We start from the raw sequence: 18217 nt of genomic DNA, 5'->3' as shown, positions 1-18217 counted from the left end.
CTAGTACCAGCCACACCAGTCTCGCGAGCGTGTGTTAACCAGTCGTTAAGTGCGCATTCCCTCGGAGTAAGCACCGCCCGTCACCGCGCAACATCGGGCATGATCGGCATACCCATGAGCACCGGGATCTTGCGGGCACCGGACTCGTCGAACTGCACAGTCGGATCCGCTTCCTCCGGTGCATTGACGAACGAGACGAACCGAGACAGCTTCTCCGGATCCTCCAGCACACCGGCCCACTCGTCCTTGTAGCCCTCCACGTGCTTCGCCATCGCGGTCTCCAGATCGGCGCCGATACCGAGGCTGTCCGCGCAGACGACCGCTTTCAGGTGGTCGAGGCCACCATCCATCGCCTCGAGCCACGGCGCGGTGCGCTGTAACCGGTCGGCGGTGCGGATGTAGAACATCAGGAACCGGTCGATATAGCGGACGAGCGTCTCGTCGTCGAGTCCACCGGCCAGCAGTTGCGCATGCTTGGGCGACTGACCGCCATTGCCGCACACGTAAAGGTTCCAGCCGCTTTCGGTGGCGATCACGCCGACGTCCTTGCCCCGCGCCTCGGCGCACTCGCGGGCGCAACCGGACACACCGAACTTCAGCTTGTGCGGCGAACGCAGACCGCGGTAACGCAGTTCCAGCGACACCGCCATACCCACCGAGTCCTGCACGCCGTAGCGGCACCAGGTCGATCCGACACAGCTCTTGACGGTGCGCAGCGACTTGCCGTACGCCTGCCCGGATTCCATGCCGGCAGCCACCAGCCGCTGCCAGATCGCGGGCAACTGTTCGACGCGGGCACCGAAGAGATCGATGCGCTGACCACCGGTGACCTTGGTGTAAAGGCCGAAGTCACGAGCGACCTCGCCGATCACGATCAGCTGCTCCGGCGTGCACTCCCCGCCGGGCATCCGCGGCACCACCGAGTACGTGCCGTTCTTCTGGATGTTGGCCAGGAAGTGATCGTTGGTGTCCTGCAGGCCGGCCTGCTTGGGGTGCAGGATGTGGCCGGAGTCGGTCGACGCGAGGATCGACGCGACCACCGGCTTGCAGATGTCGCACCCGGCGCCCTTCCCGTACTTGGCGATAAGCCCCGAGAATGTGCGCGTGTCGGTGGCCTGCACGATTTGGAACAGCTCGGCCCGCGACTGCTCGAAGTGCTCACACAGCGCCTTCGACAGCACCACGCCCGACGATGCGAGCAGTTGCTTGATTGTCGGCAGGCAGCCACCACACGTCGTGCCGGCATTCGTGCACGCCTTGACCTGCGCGATATCGCAGGCTCCTTCGGCGATGGCGCCGCAGATCGAGCCTTTGGTGACCGCGTTGCAGGAGCACACCTCCGCGTCGTCGGGCAGCGAGCCCGCGCCCGGCTTCTCGCCTGCCGGCGAGATCAGCGCGGCCGGGTCGCCGGGCAGTTCACGCCCGACCAGCGGCCGCAGCGAGGCGTACGGCGACGCGTCGCCGACCAGGATGCCGCCGAGCAGCGTCTTGGCGTCGTCGGAGACAACCAGCTTCGCGTAGGTGCCCTTGGCCGCATCGCTGAGCACCACCTCGAGCGCGCCCTCGGTGGTCGCGTGCGCGTCGCCGAAGCTGGCCACGTCGACGCCGAGCAGCTTGAGCTTGGTGGACAGATCGGCACCGGGGAACTCGGCGGCACCGCCGAGCAGCCGGTCCACAGCCACCTCGGCGCTGCTGTATCCGGGCGCGACAAGTCCGTAGCAGCGGCCTTCTATCGCCGCGCACTCGCCGATCGCGTAGATCTCGGGATCCGAAGTGCGGCAACCGATATCGGTCACGATGCCGCCTCGATCGCCCACCTCGAGCCCGGCCGCGCGAGCAAGCTGATCGCTCGGCCGCACGCCGGCGGAGAACACCAGCAGCGCGGCATCGATCGTGGAACCGTCGGAGAGCTCGACCCGCAACCCGTCGTCGGTCTTTTCGACCCCCGCCGTGCCGACGCCGGTGTGCACGCTCAGGCCGAGCTCGGTGACGAGTCGCGCAAGCAGCGCGCCGCCACCCTCGTCGACCTGCAACGGCATCAGCCGCGGGGCGAACTCGACGACGTGCGGCGACATGCCGAGCAGCCGCAGTGCGTTCGCCGCCTCCAGCCCGAGCAGGCCGCCGCCGACGACGACGCCCGTCGCGCCGGGGCCGGCCGCTTCGGTCGCGGCACGGATGCCATCCAGGTCGTCGAGCGTGCGGTACACGAAGCACTTGTCGCTGTCGTGCCCCGGCACCGGCGGCACGAACGGGTACGAGCCGGTGGCCAGCACCAGGGCGTCGTATTCGAGCACTGCCCCGGAGCTGGTGGTCACCTTGCGCGCATCCCGGTCGATCACCTCGGCTCGCTCGCCGAGCCGTAGCTCGACGCTGCCGTCACCGAGGTAATCGTTGCCCGCAAGAGCGAGCTCCTTGGGATCCCAATTGCCCACGTACGACGACAGGCCGACCCGGTCGTATGCCGGGAACGTCTCCTCGCACAGGATCGTGACCTGCCACCGGTCTGCATCGTCGCGCGCCCGCAGCGCCTCGACGAACCGGTGACCGACCATGCCGTGGCCGACGAGGATCAGCTTCTGCGTTGTCATCGTGTCTCCAGAGAGGGGTATTGCGGCGATCAGGCTTTGACGGACACGGGCTCGCCCGCGGCGGGGGTCGAGTGCACCGACCGCGCCGACGGCTGCCGAAGGAAGACGACCCAGGTGACCAATGCGCAGATCACGTAGAAGGCGAGGAACACCCAGAACGCGTTGGTGGCCGACTTCGCCGCGCCGGTGTAGCTGGCGCGCAGGACCAGGTTGATGAACACGCCACCCAGCGCACCGATGGCGCCGGCGAAACCGATCAAGGCGCCGGACATGTTGCGCGACCACGCGGCCTGGGTGGCCTTGTCGGCGTCGAGGCTCTTCGACTTCGCCTCGAAGATCGAGGGGATCATCTTGTACGTCGAGCCGTTGCCGATGCCGGACAGCACGAACAGGAGGATGAAACCGACGACGTATGCCGTCATCACGCCACCGCCGACCGCGCCCGCGGAGTTGTCGTCGATCGTGCCGGCGGTCACCAGGATGCCTGCCGCGGCGATCATCGCGGTGAACACGAAGAGCGTGATCTTGCCGCCACCGATGCGGTCGGCGAGCTTGCCACCGAACGGCCGCGAGATCGACCCGAGCAGTGGACCGATGAACGCGATCTGTGCCGCGTGCAGCGACGCCTGAGCTGCCGTGTCGCCGTTGGCGAGGAAGTTGATCTGCAGCACCTGGCCGAACGCGAAGCTGAACCCGATGAACGAGCCGAAGGTGCCGATGTAGAGGAAGCTCATCACCCACGACTGGGAGAACTTCAGTACCTTGCCCATCGCCTTGAGGTTGGACTGCTGGTTGCGCAGGTTGTCCATGAAAAGGGCGGCGCCAACCGCGGCGATGGCGATCAGGACCAGGTACACCGCGCAGACGATCGAGGGTTCGGTGTTGCCGACGGTCGCGATCACGAGCAGACCCACGAGCTGGATGACGGGAACGCCGATGTTGCCGCCGCCCGCGTTCATGCCGAGCGCCCAGCCCTTGAGGCGCTGCGGGTAGAAGGCGTTGATATTGGTCATCGATGAGGCGAAGTTGCCGCCACCGAGACCCGCGAACGCCGCCACGATGATGAACGTCGTGTACGAGGTTTCCGGCCGGTTGATGAAGAACAGCGTGAGCAGCGTCGGGACGAGCAGCACCAGCGCGCTGAACAGCGTCCAGTTTCGGCCGCCGAACTTGGCCGTCGCGACGGTGTAGGGCACCCGAAGGATCGCGCCGACCAACGTCGGCACCGCGACCAGGTAGAACTTGCCCGCGGCATCGATGTGGTAGACGTCCTGCGGCATGAACAGCACCATCACCGACCAGATCGACCAGATCGAGAAGCCCACATGCTCAGCGAAGATCGACCAGATCAGGTTCCGCTTGGCGACGTTTTTGTTTCCGGATTCCCAGGCAACGACGTCTTCGGCGTCCCAGTGCTCGATATCGTGATTGCGTTTGAGATTGCGGGTGATTGTGGCCACCGAGGTTCCTCCAAGGTCGGATTGGTGACCCAAAGGTAAGGAACCGGTATTGCCGCAATGTCGCGCTCGGTGACCCCTGCGTCAAAGGGTTCTCACCTTCGCTCCCCCTCACCGGTGAGAACTACCCTCGGTGAGGACGAATGCCTTCTACCTGCGCGAATCCGATTTGGTCCAGCTGTCCTCGAGCAGCCGCGGTTTGCAGGCGACCCAGCCGGCGCCGACTTGGACGGCGACGGCGCAGCCGAGCATCGCGAACGGCACACCCCAGCCACCCGAGGCGTCGTGCAGGATGCCGAACAGCACGGGGCCGACACAGGCGATCGTGTAGCCGATGCCCTGCGCGAAGCCGGACAGCGCCTGCGACCCGGCGGGTGTGCGGGTGCGCAGATTGATCAGCGTGAGTGCCAGCGGGAAGGTGCTCGGACCGAAGCCGATCGCGGCCACCCACAGCACCGGTGCGGCCATCGGGGCGACCAGCAGGCCGGTGAAGCCGATGGCGTAGCAGACCGCGCACATGACCACGATCGGGAACGGATTCACCATCCGCACGCACAACACCGGCACCGTCAGCGCCGCGGCAAGCCCGACCAGCGCGAACAGGGCGACCATGCTGCCACCGAACGCCGTGCTCGAGCCGGCGTCGGTCAGAATCTTCGGGATCCAGGTGAACATCGCATACGTGGTCAGCGAGGTGGCGCCGAACATCAACGCCAATCCCCAGCCCACCGGCGAGTGCCAGGGCCGGCCCGGTGCTGCGCCCGCCTCGGCGCGCGGTCTGCGCGCCCCAACGTCGGCGCGCGTCGCGCGCAACATCATCAACCAGGGCAGTGCCGCGGCAAACCCGACCAGCGCCCACATGCCGAGCGAGACCCGCCAGCCGAACCGGTCCGCGACGGGCACCGCCACCAGTGCAGGCAGCACCGTGCCGAGCTGGACGAGCATGATGTAAAGCGAACTCAGCATCGCGAGCCGGTCACCGAAGTAGCGCTTCACCAGCGGCGGAATCACCACATTGCCGATGCCCATCCCGGCGAGCGCGACCGCCGACAGCGCGAGCATCAGCGCGACGTCGGAAACCAGCGCGCGCGCCAGCATCCCCGCACCGGCCAGGAGCATGGCCAGCGCGGCGGTGCGTTCGAGGTCGAGCCGGACCGCGATCGCCGGCGTCACGAGGCCGAACACCGCGAACATCGCCGTCGGGACCATGCCGAAAATGCCGACCACGGTGCTGGAGAAGCCGATATCCGCGCCGACCTGGTCGGCGAGTGGGGTGAACGAGGTGACCGCGACGCGCAGCGTCAGGGCCGACAGCGCAATTGCCACGAATACCAGCAGCCGGCCCCGCAGCAGCGGTCGCTGGTCGGCGTGCCTCGTCGTCTGCAGTGCGGTCACCACGAAATCATAGGATGACCCTATGTTTTCTGCCAAACACCGGCGGGGCGACTCGACACGGTCCGGTCCACGCCCGCAGAATGACGAGCCATGCAGCCCGTCCGCCGCTCCGGCCTGATCGCACAGGTCACCGAGCTGCTCCGCGCCGAGATCCGGGCCGGGCACTGGCCGGTCGGCAGCCGCATCCCGACCGAACCGGAACTCACCGAACGCACCGGCGCGGGCCGCAACACCGTGCGCGAGGCGGTACAAGCACTCGTCCACGCCGGCATGCTGGAGCGCAGACAGGGCTCGGGCACCTTCGTGATCGCCACCTCGGATCTCGGTGGGGCGCTCGGCAAATACTTCGCCGACGCACACGAACGCGACGTGCTCGAGCTACGTCAGGCGCTCGACACCACCGCAGCGGCCCTCGCCGCCCAACGCCGAACCGACACCGACATCGCGACGCTGCAACGCCTGCTCGACGAGCGCAAGCTGGCGTGGGACGAGGACAACCCGCGCGCGATCGTGGCGGACGTCGAGCTGCACCGCGCGATCGTCGTCGCCAGCCACAACGCGGTCTATCTGGAGTTCTACGACTCGCTGCTGCCGGTCATCGAGGAGGGCGTCCGGCTGCGCACCTCCCGGGACGGTGGTTCGTTCCACGCCGAGCACACCGAACTCGTGGACGCGGTCGTCGCCGGCGACACCGAACGCGCGGCGCGGGCCGCGCGATGCTTCTTCGACGAACTGCTCGCCGGCTACTGAACCAGCGAATTGCTCAGAGCATCATCCGGATCAGGTCCGCAGTGTGTGCGAGCCCGGGCAGCACATCGGCGGTCGAGCGCGGATGCAGGGCGTGCACGGCGAGCCGGAACATGACCGCGCGCAACAGCATCTGCGGCCACTCGGGCAAGTCGTCCCACCGCTCGAGTAGACCTTCGTCGGCGCCGCCCCACGACACCGCATCCACCACGGCCACGCCGGCCGCCCACGGCGCGGGCCGCCAGTACGGTGTGATGTCGGCCAGACCGGGCGCCATCGAGCCGGCGAACAGCACGGTGCCGAACAGGTCGCCGTGCACCAGTTGCGCCGGCGTCTCGACGGGTTTGCGCAGGGTCGCGAGTCGCACCAGCATCGCCAGGCTCTGCTCGGTGTCCGAGGACGCCGCGTACTCGCGCACCGACGGTCCGAGGCTGCGCAGCGGGACCGCCTCCCAGGCCGCGCGGTCCGCGGCGACGAACACGTCCACGTCCACCCACGGCGCGGTCGGCGGTTGCGACAGGAAGCGGGGACGCTCCAGCGGCGCCGTTGCAGCGTGCAGCCGCAGGGACACCGAGACGACCTCGTCGTGCCGGGGTTCCGGGTTGCCCTCGACGAAGGTGTCGGCGCGCCACCCCGAGACGACGTAGCGCCCGTCGGTGCCGCGCACCGGGCGAGCGAGTCGCAGCCCGTCCACAACCAAGTTCTCGCGCACCTTCGCCGACCAGGCCGCGCGCGCATGGTCGGCCACCGGCGAGAGCACGACGTCCCCGCACCGCCAGCCACCGTCCCGGCTCATTCCGAGCGGATGCAGTTCTGTGCCACGCAATCCGAAGGTCGAGCGCACATGTTCGGGAGGTTCGGGCGAGGTCACGCCCGTCAACGTACCGCCGCCCGCACGCCGCACCGTGGCGGCACGCCACAGCAACGGCACTGTGGCGGCGCGCCACACCGGATCCGGCGTCAGTACACCGGTAGCGACGGGTCGACCTGACGCGCCCAGGCGACCACGCCGCCCTGCAGATGCGTCGCGTCGGAGAAGCCCGCCTTTTTCAGCGCTGCCAGCGCCTCGGCCGACCGCACGCCGGTCTTGCAATAGAGCACGATCGGCTTGTTCTGCGGCAGGTCCGCGAGCACCTCGCCGGAGAGGATGCGGTCCTTGGGGACCAGCTGCGCGCCCTCGATACGCACGATGTCCCACTCGACCGGCTCGCGAACGTCGATCAGCTCCACCGGCTTTCCGGCGTCGAGCAGATCGCGCAGTTCCGCGGCGGTGAGCGTCGAACCGGCAGCCGCCGCCTGTCCTTCCTCGGACACCACGCCGCAGAACGCTTCGTAGTCGATGAGCTCGGTGATCGGCTGACGGTCCGGATCGCGGCGCAGCTTGATGGTGCGGTAGTTCATGTCGAGTGCGTCGTAGACCATCAACCGGCCGAGCAGCGGCTCGCCGATGCCGGTGATCAGCTTGATCGCCTCGGTCACCATCACCGAACCGATCGACGCGCACAGCACACCCAGCACCCCACCCTCCGCGCACGAGGGCACCATGCCGGGCGGCGGCGCCTCGGGGTAGAGGTCGCGGTAGTTCAGGCCCCGCCCGTCCGGCGCGTCCTCCCAGAAGACGGACACCTGCCCCTCGAACCGGTAGATCGAACCCCATACGTAGGGCTTGCCGGCGAGTACGGCAGCGTCGTTGACGAGGTAACGGGTGGCGAAGTTGTCGGTGCCGTCGAGGATCAGGTCGTACTGCCGGAACAGCTCCACCGCGTTGTCGGGTTCGAGCCGGAACTGATGCAGGTTCACCTTGACGTCGGAGTTCACGTTGCGAATGGAGTCGCGCGCACTCTCCGCCTTCGGCCGGCCGACGTCGGGCTCGCCGTGGATGATCTGACGCTGCAGGTTCGAGGTGTCGACCTCGTCGAACTCGACGATGCCGAGCGTCCCGACACCGGCCGCGGCCAGGTACAACAGCGCCGGAGAGCCGAGCCCGCCCGCGCCGATCACCAGCACCTTGGCGTTTTTCAGGCGTTTCTGCCCGGCCATGCCGACATCGGGAATGATCAGATGCCTGCTGTAGCGCGCGACCTCGTCACGGCTCAGTTCGGCGCTGGGCTCCACCAGCGCCGGTAAAGAGCTGGGGGGCAGAGAGCTGTTCGACGACACGTCGACTCCTCACATACGAATGCGTTCGATTTGGTGCAACGCCTCACCTGCAACCGATCATCCCGCAGCCTCCACTAGCCGCGCGGGAACGGCCAGGGATTGAAGCGGCACACTTTCCCGTCCGCGGGCACGATGCCGTCGGGATCGAGGGTGGCGATGTCATTGTTGGCCGTGCCGAACGTCTGCTGCATCATCACCGGCGCGAGCCCGCCGTCGGACTCGCACGGCTGATGTTCCTGGTAACCGATCGCGTGCCCGACCTCGTGGTTGATCTGATACTGCCGGTAGGAACCGATATCGCCCTGAAACGACGTCGCCCCACGCACCCAGCGCGCCTCGTCGAGCACGACCCGACCGAGACCCTGGTTGTAGCAGGACGTATCGATCTGGATGTCGAAGCCGCAGGCATCCCGGGTGCTCGCCTGCGAGGACAGCGAGATCCGGAAATCCGGCTCCCCCGCGTCGATCCGGCGGAACCCGAAACGCTCGTCGCGCGTCCAACTCTTCGGGTTGGACAGAGTCTGATCCACCATGCGGGCGTACGCCTCGTCGCCGCCGAAGCCGACGGTGTCCATTCCGTCCTCGACCTCGACGGTGTAGGTGAACGCGCGCTCGGCGCCCTTGCCCACCTGATCGGAGGTCCCGGGAACGATGTGCCATGTACCCGCGCCGGCGGCGGTGATCGCCCCACCCTCGGGCAGCGTGCCCGCGGGCAGCGTCTGGGCGAAGTTGCCGTCACCGCGCGGTGGGACGCCGATTACGCCGGTGCCGTCGGTGTCCCGGCTCAGCGTGCCGAAGCCCGGGTCGGCGGGGGCGTCACCGGCCATCGGCTCACCGCCGGTCACCGCGTCGACGATCACCCAGGCGGTCGCCGCGAGCAGGATCGGAATCGCGTAGGCGCGCCAACCGTAGGTGGCAACGAAACGGCCGACGCGACTCTGCCGTTTCGCCCGCCGTTCCGGCCGCGGCGGCCGCGCCCGGCGGTCCGGCTGCGTGGGATCCCAGGAGGCCCGCAGCGGCTGATAGCTGTCGCCACCGTCGCCACCGTCGCCGCCGAAGGCGCGACCGTCGCCACCGTCGCCGCCGAAGGCGCGACCGTCGCCACCGGGCGGTCCGTCGCGCGACACGTCACCGCGCGGGGCCGGCTCGACATCGCCGCGCGATGGTGGTCCGTCCCGGCCATGTAACCGCGCTCCCCGTTGGTTGGTCACCAGCCCAGAATCTCATAGTGCCGCGTACGTGGCCGATGCCGCGCCGCAACATCGGCCAGTAGGACGGAAACGGCCCGGAGCAGCAGATGTATCGTGCATGAATGTCCGTCACAGCAGTGCCGGAATCGTGATAGGGAGCATAATGACGGATCTCGCGGACCGGCCCAGGCCGGACCAACCAGGTGCCGGCCGCCCGAGCGCCAAGCGCGGTGGCCGCCTGCCGCGGGACGAGCGCCGTGTGCAGCTCCTCGCAGCGGCCAGCGAAGTGTTCGTCGTGCGCGGCTATCACGCGTCCGGCATGGACGAGATTTCCGAATGCGCGGGCGTCAGCAAACCCGTTCTCTACCAACACTTTCCGAGCAAGCTTGACCTCTACCTCGCGGTGCTGGAGGGCTACATCGACAGCCTGGTCAGCGGCGTGCGGCAGGCGCTGCGCTCGACCACCGACAACAAGCAGCGCGTGCGCGCGGCGGTGGCGGCGTTCTACGACTTCGTCGATACCGAGGTGCAGGGATTCCGGCTGGTCTTCGAGTCCGATCTGATGGGCGAGCCGCAGGTGCAGCGGCGGGTCGACCACGCGACCGAGGCCTGCGTCGATGCGGTGTTCGATCTGGTCGCCGAGGACTCCGGCCTCGATCCGTACCGAGCCCGGATTCTTGCGGTCGGACTGGTCGGCGCGAGCCAGGTGACCGCGCGCTACTGGCTCGAAGCCGACCGTCCGATTCCGAAGGAAGACGCCGTCGACACCACCGTCGCACTGGCCTGGGGTGGGTTGTCGCACGTCCCGTTGAACCACTAGAACGGTGCGCCGGATCGATCGAGCTCCGAGGCGCTGAATCGATCCGGGCGGCGGTCGATCAGATCGCGGCGAACCCGACCCGCCCCGCCGTGCTCGGACCGATCTCCACATAGGCGACCTTCTGCGCCTGCACCAAAACCTTGCGACCCTTGTCGTCGATCAGGGTGAGCACGCCGCCTTCGCCGGACAAAGCCCCGGTGACGAGGGCCTCGACTTCGTCCTGCGTCTGATTGCTGTTCACGACCAGCTCGCGTGGGCTGTCCGAGATACCGATCTTGACCTCCACGGCCAACCTCCGAAACTTCGACCGAATTCCTGACACCGCAAAGGCTAGTCGAGCCCGACAGGCGAGCGCCGCGGCGGCGCTGCGCTGTCAGCGAACGGTACGAGGGCTCGTCCCGGATCGACTGAACGGAACCGTTCAGTCGATCTGATCGACTGAACGGTTCCGTTCAGTCGATGGGCGGGGTGGGAACTGCACCGCCGTGTCAGCCCAGACCGAGGATCGCCATCCGCTCGGTGTGGCTCTCCTGCATACGGTCGAACAGGGCAACGATGTTGTTCAGATCGCCGGTCGAACTGATCAACAACTCGGTGAGTTCGTCGCGCTGCGCCATCACGAACTGCGCCTGCGTGATCGCCTCGCCGAGCAGCCGACGCCCCCACAGCGCGAGCCGGTCGCGGTTCTGCCGGTTGTTGTGCACCGCGCCGCGGACCTGCTCGACCACGAATTGCGAGTGGCCCGTCTCGGCGAGCACGTCGCGCACGACGGTGCTGATCTCCTCGGGCAGTGCCCCGGCGATCTCGCGGTAGAAGTCGGCCGCGATGCCGTCACCGACGTAGGCCTTCACCATCGACTCGAGCCACGTCGATGGGTTGGTCGACCGGTGGTAGGAATCGAGCGCCTCGGTGAACGGCGCCATCGCTGCGAACGGGTCGACGCCACGCCCGGTCAGGGCCGTCTCCAGGGTCTGGTAGTGCTTCATCTCCGCCGCTGCCATCTTGGCCAGTGCCACCCGGCCGGTCAGAGTCGGCGCCAGCTGCGCCTCCTCGGTCAACCGGTAGAAGGCGGAGATTTCGCCGTAGGCCAGCACGGCGAACAACTCGGTGACACCGGGATGATCGGCGGCAATGGGCGGGGGCGACGGCGCGGGCGGATTGACAGCCATGGCGGTAACTCTAGCCACCCCACGCCGCGGGCTCCCGCGGTCGCCAAACGCCCGATCCGGGTGCCCACGACACGTGTACAAGATCACAAATCCCGGTATTTGCGCTGCACAGGGTAGAATGATTTTCGGTATCCGAACGGTTTCGCATCGGAACGACCGCGACGATGGCGCATATAAGCGTCGGTCACTTTACACCGCAGTCGCCGGTAGCGGGATGACGCGGATACCAGGAAATGTGCGCGCACTGCGTCCGCCTCGCTTCCGCGCTTCGCCGAATCATCCGGATCTTCAACAGGATTCGAACGGCTGAGGCGCAGCGAGACAAGCCGGACACGGGGATTCACCAGCCAATCCGGCACCGACGCCGGTAACCATCGGCCCTCGATGTGCGCGCGGGAACGCACCATAGAGAGGCCAGTCCCCTGAGCAAGATCAGCATCGACCAGGAACCCGGTGTCGCCGACACCTTCTTGGACGCACAACTTGACGAATCTCACACTTCTCCCACGTTCGCCGAGCTCGGCGTCCGTGCGGAGATCGTTCGCGCGCTCGCCGAAGGCGGTATCGAGCGCACGTTCGCCATCCAGGAACTCACCCTTCCCCTCGCGCTGAGCGGCGAGGATCTCATCGGTCAGGCCCGTACCGGCATGGGCAAGACCTATGGCTTCGGCGTGCCGCTGCTCGACCGCATCAGCAGCGCTGACGAATCGACCCCCCGCCTGCGTCCGCTCGACGGCACCCCGCGCGCACTGATCATCGTGCCCACGCGCGAGCTGTGCGTGCAGGTGACCGGTGACCTCGAACATGCCGCCAAGTACCTGACCACCGGCGATCGCAAGGTCGAGGTGCTCTCCATCTACGGCGGGCGCCCGTACGAGACCCAGATCGCGGCGTTGCAGAAGGGCGTCGATGTGGTCGTCGGCACCCCGGGCCGGCTGCTCGATCTCGCGAAGCAGGGCCACTTGGTCCTCGGCAAGGTCGGCGTGCTCGTCCTCGACGAGGCCGACGAGATGCTCGACCTGGGCTTCCTGCCCGATATCGAGCGGATTCTGGGCATGGTCCCGGGCGGCCGCACCGCGGACGGCGCCGCAGGCCGGCAGACCATGCTGTTCTCGGCGACCATGCCGGGCCCGATCATCACGCTGGCCCGCACGTTCCTGACCCAGCCGACGCACATCCGCGCCGAGGAGGCGCACTCCTCCGCCGTGCACGACCTGACTGCGCAGTTCATCTACCGCGCGCACGCGCTGGACAAGAGCGAACTGGTGTCCCGCATTCTGCAGGCCGAGGGCCGTGGCGCGACGATGATCTTCACCCGCACCAAGCGCACCGCGCAGAAGGTCGCCGACGAACTCGGCGAGCGCGGTTTCGCGGTCGGTTCCGTGCACGGCGACCTCAACCAGGTTGCCCGTGAAAAGGCGCTGAAGGCATTTCGTACCGGCAAGATCGACGTGCTGGTCGCGACCGATGTCGCCGCGCGCGGTATCGACATCGACGACGTCACGCACGTCATCAACTACCAGTGCCCCGAGGACGAGAAGACCTACGTGCACCGGATCGGACGTACCGGCCGCGCCGGGCGGACCGGTGTCGCGGTGACCCTCGTGGACTGGGACGATATGCCGCGCTGGGCGACGATCGACAAGGCACTCGGCCTCGACATCCCGGAACCGGTGGAGACCTACTCCCGCTCGCCGCACCTGTTCGCCGAACTCGGCATCCCCACCGATGTCAAGGGCACGGTCCGCAAGCCCCGTGCAGAGAAGGCCGAGCAGGCCGAGCCGTCCGAAATGGATCGGGAGCGCCCCGCGCGTAACCGGTCTCGGGACCGTCGGCGCACCCGCGGCGGTCACGCCGTGGCCGCCACAGCAGCACCCGACGCGCACACCGCGCCGGAGACCGACGTGAGCGTCGCATCGAATACCGACGCGCAGGCCGCGGACTCCGCGAAGCCGGCCCGGCGCCGCCGTCGGCGGCGCCGCCCGTCCGGCACGGACGCGGGCGGTCCGGCCGCCGAGCAGGTCACTGCTCAAGCCGGCTGACCCGCTACCGGCCGCTCGGGTCGCACGGCACGCTCGCGTAACCTCGCAGGCGTGCCAGCACCCGAGCGCCGAAGCCGCGCCGACCTGCTCGTCGCGGCGCTCATCGTGCTGGTGGTCGTTGTCGCGGTGGTCGTCGTTTGGCAGCGCAGCGATGCGCACAGCACTGCGTCGGAAACCGCGAAAACTCCTGTCTCACAAGCTCCTACGGCGCTGTCCGTGCCGCCATCGGTGCAGGAGAAGTGGCGTGCGCACAGCAGCGCCGCCGATGCGCCGATCGTCACCGACGGTGCCGTGGTCACGGCGGACGACGGCGAGATCGTCGGCCATGATCCGGCCGACGGCGCACCCGTGTGGCGGTACCGCCGCGACGCTCCGCTGTGCGGCGCGATCGGTGCGTGGGGCACCGCCGTCGCCGTCTACCGCGACGCACGCGGCTGCAGCCAGGTCACCGAACTCGCCGGCGCGGACGGCAGGCGCACTGCACAACGCACCAGCTACGCCGACGACACCGTCACGCTGAGCGAGGACGGCACCTACGTTCTCTCGCAGGGCCCGACCCGGCTCGAGCTGTGGCGCTCGGATCTGGTGCGGACCCTCGAGTACGGCTATGTCGACGCCCCGGTGAACCCGAAGAGCCAACCACGTTCGGGCTGCACGCTGCATTCGTCGGCGTCGAGCGGGTCGCGACTGGCCGTGCTCGAACGGTGCCCGGGTGAGGCCGCCGACCGGCTGAGCGTCCTCAACACCAATCCCAAGGACCCGACCAAGCCGGAGGAGTACGGCTCCGCCGTGCTCGCCGACCTGGTCGACGCGAAGTCCGACGGTCGGGTACTCGCCGCATCAGGCGACCGGGTCGCGGTCTACGTGCCCGGCGACGGTGCGGCGCGCGGACCGTACATCGGCATCTACGACTCCGGCATCAGCGAACTCGCCCGCTACCCGTTGTCGGAGGAACTGCCCGCCGATGCGGTGGCCGAAAGTGTCCCCGGCGCGTTTCTGCTGTGGACCGGCGCAGCGGTGGTCGCGTTGCGCGCCGCCGATCTGGCGCCGCTGTGGTCCGCACTCGACGCCATCGGACCGGGAACGGCGATGGCGGGATCGGTGATCGTGCCGGTTCGCGATGCCATTGCGGTGATCAATCCGATGACCGGCAAGGAAACCGCCCGACTGCCGGTCGACCGCACCGACAAGCTCACCGGCCCGATCCGTTCCGCGGTGGCGGGCAACCTGATCCTCGAACAACGTGGCGACGAACTCGTTGCGCTCGGCTGATCACGACCGGTCGCGCTGCGTGACGCCGCCCACACTCCGCGGACCGGCATGGCCTAGGTTTCCCCCATGGCGAATTTCGTGGTGACCGGGGCCCGGTCCGGGATCGGCGCGGCAACGGCGCGCCGGCTGGCCGAGTCCGGCAACACCGTTGTGGGCGTGGATGTCGCAGACGTCGAGGTCGAGGCCGATCTCGGCACCTCAGCGGGGCGCAGGACGGCCGTTGCCGCCGTGACGGAGTCGTGCGGCGGCGTCGTGCACGGCGTGGTCTGCTGCGCCGGGCTCGGCTCACTGTCCGCGCATCCCGGCGGAAAGATGGTCGCGGTCAACTACTACGGCGCCGTCGACTTCCTCAGTGGGCTACGCCCGGCGCTCGGCCGCGCGGGCAGTGCGTCGGCCGTCGTCATCTCCTCCAGCAGCACCACCACGCAGCCGGGAATCCCCGCCGATCTCGTGCACGCCTGCCTCGACGGCACCGAGGATGAGGCGACAGCGCTCGGCGAGACGGCAGGAGCGCTCGCCGCGTACCCGGCGACGAAGCTCGCGCTGGCCTGGTGGGTACGCCGAGAAGCCGTGCAGCAGAACTGGATCGGCGAGGGCATCCGACTCAACGCGATCGCGCCGGGCATGATCGATACCCCGATGACCGGCGGCCCGGACGTGAATCCGGAGCTGGCCAAGGCGCTGGACTATTACCCGGTCCCGATGGGTCGGCGCGGGCGCCCGGAGGAGATCGCCGCGGTCGCGGACTTCCTGCTCGGTCCGGGCGCCTCACTGATCTGCGGGACGGTCCTGTTCGCCGACGGCGGCACCGACGCGGTCTGCCGACCCACCGACTGGCCCGCAGCATGGTCACCGAGCAACGACGACCTGGCCCGGCTGTTCAGCTGACGCCGGCGCTAGACCTCGGCCGCGAACGTGGCGAGTTCCTTACCCTCCCACCAGTACCCGGCGAGGTTCTCCGCCAACTGGCGGTAGGCGACCGCACCCTTGTTCTTGCGTCCGGCGAGCACCGTCGCACCCGAGGCCGACGCCTCCGCGAAGCGGACCGTCCGCGGAATCGGCGGTGCGAGGACCGGCAGATCGTAGCGATCGGACACGTCGGCGACGACGTCGCGCGAATGCGTCGTCCGCGCGTCGTAGAGCGTCGGCAACGCGCCGAGCAGCTGCAGGTCCGGGTTCGTGATCTGCTGCACCTCGCGCACCGTGCGCAGCAGCTGACCGACTCCGCGGTGCGCGAGCGTCTCACACTGCAGCGGAATCAGAACCGAATCCGCGGCGGTCAGCCCGTTGAGCGTCATGATGCCGAGCGACGGTGGGCAATCGATGATGATCACGTCGTACTGATCGCGCAGCGGGGCAAGCGCGCGCTTGAGCGCGAATTCGCGCCCGGGGCGCATCAACAGCACCGCGTCCGCGCCGGCGAGGTCGATCGTCGCGGGCAGCACGGTCACGCCCTCCGAGGTCTCGAGCAGCACCTCTTTGGCGTGTTTCTCGGTGGTCAGCACGTCGTAGACCGATTCCTCGAGCCGGTCCGGGTTGTGGCCGAACGAGAACGTCAGACATCCCTGCGGGTCGAGGTCGACGACGAGGACCGCGCGCCCCTGCGCGCCGAGTGCGGCGGCGAGCGACGCGACCGTCGTCGTCTTCGCCACCCCGCCCTTTTGATTTGCGACCGCGAGGATTGTCGTCACGCGTTCGATCCTTCCGTAATTCCGCAGATCCGGCGAGTATTCGGAGCAACCCGATCGGCGGTGCGATTCATTCGGCGAAACGACGACGCCTCCGACGGGCAAGATGTACCCATGATCGCCCCGAATGCGCGGTTGGTGCTGCTCCGACACGGCGAAACCGAGTGGTCTCTTTCGGGTCGGCACACCAGCACCACGGACCTCCCGCTCACCGCGGTGGGCGAGCGCCAAGCACGTGCTGTCGCACCGATTCTCGCGGGTCTCGGCCTGCGCAGGCCGCTCGTGATCAGCAGCCCGCGGCTTCGCGCTGTGCACACCGCCGAGCTCGCCGGGATGAGGGTCGACCGGCAGTGGGACGACCTCGTCGAATGGGGCTACGGCTCCTACGAGGGACTGACCACCGATCAGATTCACGAGGTTGCGCCGCACTGGACCGTATGGACTCATCCGTGCCCGGACGGCGAGTCACCCGAGTCCGTGCAGGGCCGCGCCGACACCGTGCTGCACATCGCGGTCGCACAACTCGACGAACGTGATGTGGTGCTCTTCGGGCACGGCCATTTCTCGCGCGCGATGATCGCGCGGTGGATCGACCTGCCGGTCCGCGAAGGCCGTCGGTTCGCTCTCTCCGCGGCGGCATACACGGTGCTGGGCTACGAGCACGGCAACCGGCAGATCGTCGCGCACAACGTCAACGTGGACTCACGATGACCGCACCTGGAGGCCGGGCCGCCATCCGGCGCGCCGAGCCGGACGATGTGCCCGCAATCGTCGCTCTGGTGCACGAACTCGCCGACTACGAGCGCGCAGCCGACGAATGCACCGTCACGGTCGAGCAGTTGCACACCGCGCTGTTCGGCCCCTCCCCGGCGGTGTACGCCCACGTCGCGGTCGCCGCGGGCGAGATCGTCGGGACCGCGGTGTGGTTCCTGAACTTCTCCACCTGGGACGGTGTGCACGGCATCTATCTCGAGGACCTCTACGTGCGGCCGCAGCGGCGCCGCGGCGGCGAGGGGCGCGCCCTGATCGCGGCGTTGGCGAAAGAGTGCGTGGAACGCGGATACTCCCGGCTCACCTGGGCGGTACTGAACTGGAACGAACCCGCGATCGGGTTCTACCGTGCGTTGTCCGCCGATCCGCAGGACGAGTGGACGACCTACCGGCTGTCCGGTCCCGTGCTGACCGCGGCGGCACGCTGGGCCGACGACCGCTAGTCGCGCTCGTACAGTTCGGCCATCCACGCCGTCGTGGGTCCGCTGAACAGCAGTCCCAGCGTCGCGACCACCACGACACCGAGAAGACTGCCCCAGACCGGTTGGTCCGAGTCGGTCAGCAGCGCCCACACCACCGGGAGCAGCAGCACCTGCGCGACGATCGCAATTGCGCGGCCCCAGCGGTAACCGAGCAACAGCGCCACGCCACCGGCAAGCACCGCACCACCGAGCACGATGAACCAGGCCGCGGTGCCGTAGCCGCTCGTCGCGCTCTGGTCCTGGCCGAGTACGGCGCGCACGATGAGCACGATCGCGACCACCACGGCGATCGTGCCCTCCAGCGCCACCAGCGCGCCTGCGACGCGGACGAGCGCCGGCGGAGCCTGCTGGCGTCGATCCTGCTCGGGCTGTTCGGGCTGCGCTGACACGCCCCAACCTTATAAGCGTGAGCCCGGCCGGCTCCGCCCGCGTCCGG

Annotated in this window: 18 protein-coding genes; 7 read left to right on the top strand and 11 right to left on the bottom strand. The window is 68.3% G+C overall.

Annotated features, from left to right (window positions below; translation table 11 throughout):
* Nucleotides 1-80: 80 nt before the first annotated feature.
* The 3 genes from nirB to OG921_RS15545 all read right to left on the bottom strand — a co-directional run bounded on the left by nirB (nucleotide 81) and on the right by OG921_RS15545 (nucleotide 5440).
* Entirely contained in the window at nucleotides 81-2588 is a 2508-nt protein-coding gene (nirB, locus tag OG921_RS15555; RefSeq protein ID WP_266113376.1) for a nitrite reductase large subunit NirB, read from the bottom strand.
* A 29-nt stretch (nucleotides 2589-2617) separates the two neighbouring features.
* On the bottom strand, nucleotides 2618-4048 hold the full coding sequence (locus OG921_RS15550; protein WP_266113375.1) for a NarK/NasA family nitrate transporter: 1431 nt from the start codon (nucleotides 4046-4048) through the stop codon (nucleotides 2618-2620).
* Nucleotides 4049-4195: 147 nt separating this feature from the next.
* Nucleotides 4196-5440 (bottom strand): MFS transporter, encoded by a 1245-nt coding sequence (locus OG921_RS15545; protein WP_266113374.1) that lies wholly within the window; start codon nucleotides 5438-5440, stop codon nucleotides 4196-4198.
* A 90-nt stretch (nucleotides 5441-5530) separates the two neighbouring features.
* Here OG921_RS15545 and OG921_RS15540 point away from each other — a divergent pair, with 90 nt between their 5' ends.
* A complete protein-coding gene (locus tag OG921_RS15540; protein ID WP_266113373.1) occupies nucleotides 5531-6190 on the top strand; it encodes a FadR/GntR family transcriptional regulator in 660 nt (219 codons plus the stop codon).
* A 13-nt stretch (nucleotides 6191-6203) separates the two neighbouring features.
* On the opposite strand, the gene OG921_RS15535 is transcribed toward OG921_RS15540, so the two are convergent.
* The 3 genes from OG921_RS15535 to OG921_RS15525 all read right to left on the bottom strand — a co-directional run bounded on the left by OG921_RS15535 (nucleotide 6204) and on the right by OG921_RS15525 (nucleotide 9363).
* Nucleotides 6204-7058 (bottom strand): TIGR02569 family protein, encoded by an 855-nt coding sequence (locus OG921_RS15535; protein ID WP_266113372.1) that lies wholly within the window; start codon nucleotides 7056-7058, stop codon nucleotides 6204-6206.
* Nucleotides 7059-7147: 89 nt separating this feature from the next.
* Nucleotides 7148-8347 carry an adenylyltransferase/sulfurtransferase MoeZ gene (gene moeZ, locus OG921_RS15530; RefSeq protein ID WP_266113371.1) on the bottom strand — a complete coding sequence of 400 codons (1200 nt, stop codon included), beginning with the start codon at nucleotides 8345-8347 and terminating at the stop codon, nucleotides 7148-7150.
* Nucleotides 8348-8421: 74 nt separating this feature from the next.
* Entirely contained in the window at nucleotides 8422-9363 is a 942-nt protein-coding gene (locus OG921_RS15525) for a DUF3152 domain-containing protein (protein WP_266113605.1), read from the bottom strand.
* Nucleotides 9364-9700: 337 nt separating this feature from the next.
* Between OG921_RS15525 and OG921_RS15520 the strand changes: the two genes are divergently transcribed.
* The gene (locus OG921_RS15520; protein ID WP_266113370.1) at nucleotides 9701-10357 is read left to right on the top strand and encodes a TetR/AcrR family transcriptional regulator; all 657 of its coding nucleotides are present in this window, start codon (nucleotides 9701-9703) and stop codon (nucleotides 10355-10357) included.
* A gap of 58 nt (nucleotides 10358-10415) precedes the next feature.
* Here OG921_RS15520 and OG921_RS15515 read toward each other — a convergent pair whose 3' ends face one another.
* The 3 genes from OG921_RS15515 to OG921_RS15505 all read right to left on the bottom strand — a co-directional run bounded on the left by OG921_RS15515 (nucleotide 10416) and on the right by OG921_RS15505 (nucleotide 12023).
* Complete coding sequence (locus OG921_RS15515; RefSeq protein ID WP_266113369.1) at nucleotides 10416-10643, bottom strand: DUF3107 domain-containing protein; 228 nt, start codon at nucleotides 10641-10643, stop codon at nucleotides 10416-10418.
* A gap of 202 nt (nucleotides 10644-10845) precedes the next feature.
* A complete protein-coding gene (locus tag OG921_RS15510) occupies nucleotides 10846-11526 on the bottom strand; it encodes a ferritin-like fold-containing protein (RefSeq protein ID WP_266113368.1) in 681 nt (226 codons plus the stop codon).
* An 83-nt stretch (nucleotides 11527-11609) separates the two neighbouring features.
* Nucleotides 11610-12023 (bottom strand): hypothetical protein, encoded by a 414-nt coding sequence (locus OG921_RS15505; protein ID WP_266113619.1) that lies wholly within the window; start codon nucleotides 12021-12023, stop codon nucleotides 11610-11612.
* Between OG921_RS15505 and OG921_RS15500 the strand changes: the two genes are divergently transcribed.
* The 3 genes from OG921_RS15500 (at nucleotide 11913) to OG921_RS15490 (ending at nucleotide 15728) form a co-directional block, all read left to right on the top strand.
* A complete protein-coding gene (locus tag OG921_RS15500) occupies nucleotides 11913-13568 on the top strand; it encodes a DEAD/DEAH box helicase (RefSeq protein ID WP_266113367.1) in 1656 nt (551 codons plus the stop codon). The two genes, OG921_RS15505 and OG921_RS15500, sit on opposite strands and share 111 nt — an antisense overlap.
* 51 nt (nucleotides 13569-13619) lie before the next feature.
* On the top strand, nucleotides 13620-14840 hold the full coding sequence (locus OG921_RS15495) for a PQQ-binding-like beta-propeller repeat protein (protein ID WP_266113366.1): 1221 nt from the start codon (nucleotides 13620-13622) through the stop codon (nucleotides 14838-14840).
* A 66-nt stretch (nucleotides 14841-14906) separates the two neighbouring features.
* Nucleotides 14907-15728 (top strand): SDR family oxidoreductase, encoded by an 822-nt coding sequence (locus OG921_RS15490; RefSeq protein ID WP_266113365.1) that lies wholly within the window; start codon nucleotides 14907-14909, stop codon nucleotides 15726-15728.
* An 8-nt stretch (nucleotides 15729-15736) separates the two neighbouring features.
* Here the strand turns inward: OG921_RS15490 and OG921_RS15485 are convergent, their stop codons facing one another.
* Nucleotides 15737-16531: a ParA family protein gene (locus tag OG921_RS15485; RefSeq protein ID WP_266113364.1), complete on the bottom strand. Its 795-nt coding sequence runs from the start codon at nucleotides 16529-16531 to the stop codon at nucleotides 15737-15739.
* 111 nt (nucleotides 16532-16642) lie between these two features.
* On the opposite strand from OG921_RS15485, the gene OG921_RS15480 reads away from it, so the two are divergent.
* Complete coding sequence (locus tag OG921_RS15480) at nucleotides 16643-17239, top strand: acid phosphatase (RefSeq protein WP_266113363.1); 597 nt, start codon at nucleotides 16643-16645, stop codon at nucleotides 17237-17239.
* On the top strand, nucleotides 17236-17742 hold the full coding sequence (locus OG921_RS15475; protein ID WP_266113362.1) for a GNAT family N-acetyltransferase: 507 nt from the start codon (nucleotides 17236-17238) through the stop codon (nucleotides 17740-17742). Before OG921_RS15480 ends, OG921_RS15475 begins: the two co-directional genes overlap by 4 nt.
* Here the strand turns inward: OG921_RS15475 and OG921_RS15470 are convergent.
* The gene (locus OG921_RS15470; RefSeq protein ID WP_266113361.1) at nucleotides 17739-18170 is read right to left on the bottom strand and encodes a hypothetical protein; all 432 of its coding nucleotides are present in this window, start codon (nucleotides 18168-18170) and stop codon (nucleotides 17739-17741) included. The genes OG921_RS15475 and OG921_RS15470 overlap by 4 nt on opposite strands.
* Between the last annotated feature and the right edge of the window lie 47 nt (nucleotides 18171-18217).

The sequence above is a fragment of the Aldersonia sp. NBC_00410 genome (assembly GCF_026342035.1).
GTDB lineage: Bacteria > Actinomycetota > Actinomycetes > Mycobacteriales > Mycobacteriaceae > Aldersonia.
Note: the sequence above shows the minus strand (reverse complement) of the source record. Positions and strands in the feature narration are given on the sequence as shown.

What these genes read in the sequence shown, in the direction of transcription:
- nirB (WP_266113376.1), bottom strand. Translation starts at nt 2,588, where the DNA reads ATGACAACGCAGAAGCTGATCCTCGTCGGCCACGGCATGGTCGGTCAC.
- OG921_RS15540 (WP_266113373.1), top strand. Translation starts at nt 5,531, where the DNA reads ATGCAGCCCGTCCGCCGCTCCGGCCTGATCGCACAGGTCACCGAGCTG.
- OG921_RS15520 (WP_266113370.1), top strand. Translation starts at nt 9,701, where the DNA reads ATGACGGATCTCGCGGACCGGCCCAGGCCGGACCAACCAGGTGCCGGC.
- OG921_RS15510 (WP_266113368.1), bottom strand. Translation starts at nt 11,526, where the DNA reads ATGGCTGTCAATCCGCCCGCGCCGTCGCCCCCGCCCATTGCCGCCGAT.
- OG921_RS15490 (WP_266113365.1), top strand. Translation starts at nt 14,907, where the DNA reads ATGGCGAATTTCGTGGTGACCGGGGCCCGGTCCGGGATCGGCGCGGCA.
- OG921_RS15480 (WP_266113363.1), top strand. Translation starts at nt 16,643, where the DNA reads ATGATCGCCCCGAATGCGCGGTTGGTGCTGCTCCGACACGGCGAAACC.
- OG921_RS15475 (WP_266113362.1), top strand. Translation starts at nt 17,236, where the DNA reads ATGACCGCACCTGGAGGCCGGGCCGCCATCCGGCGCGCCGAGCCGGAC.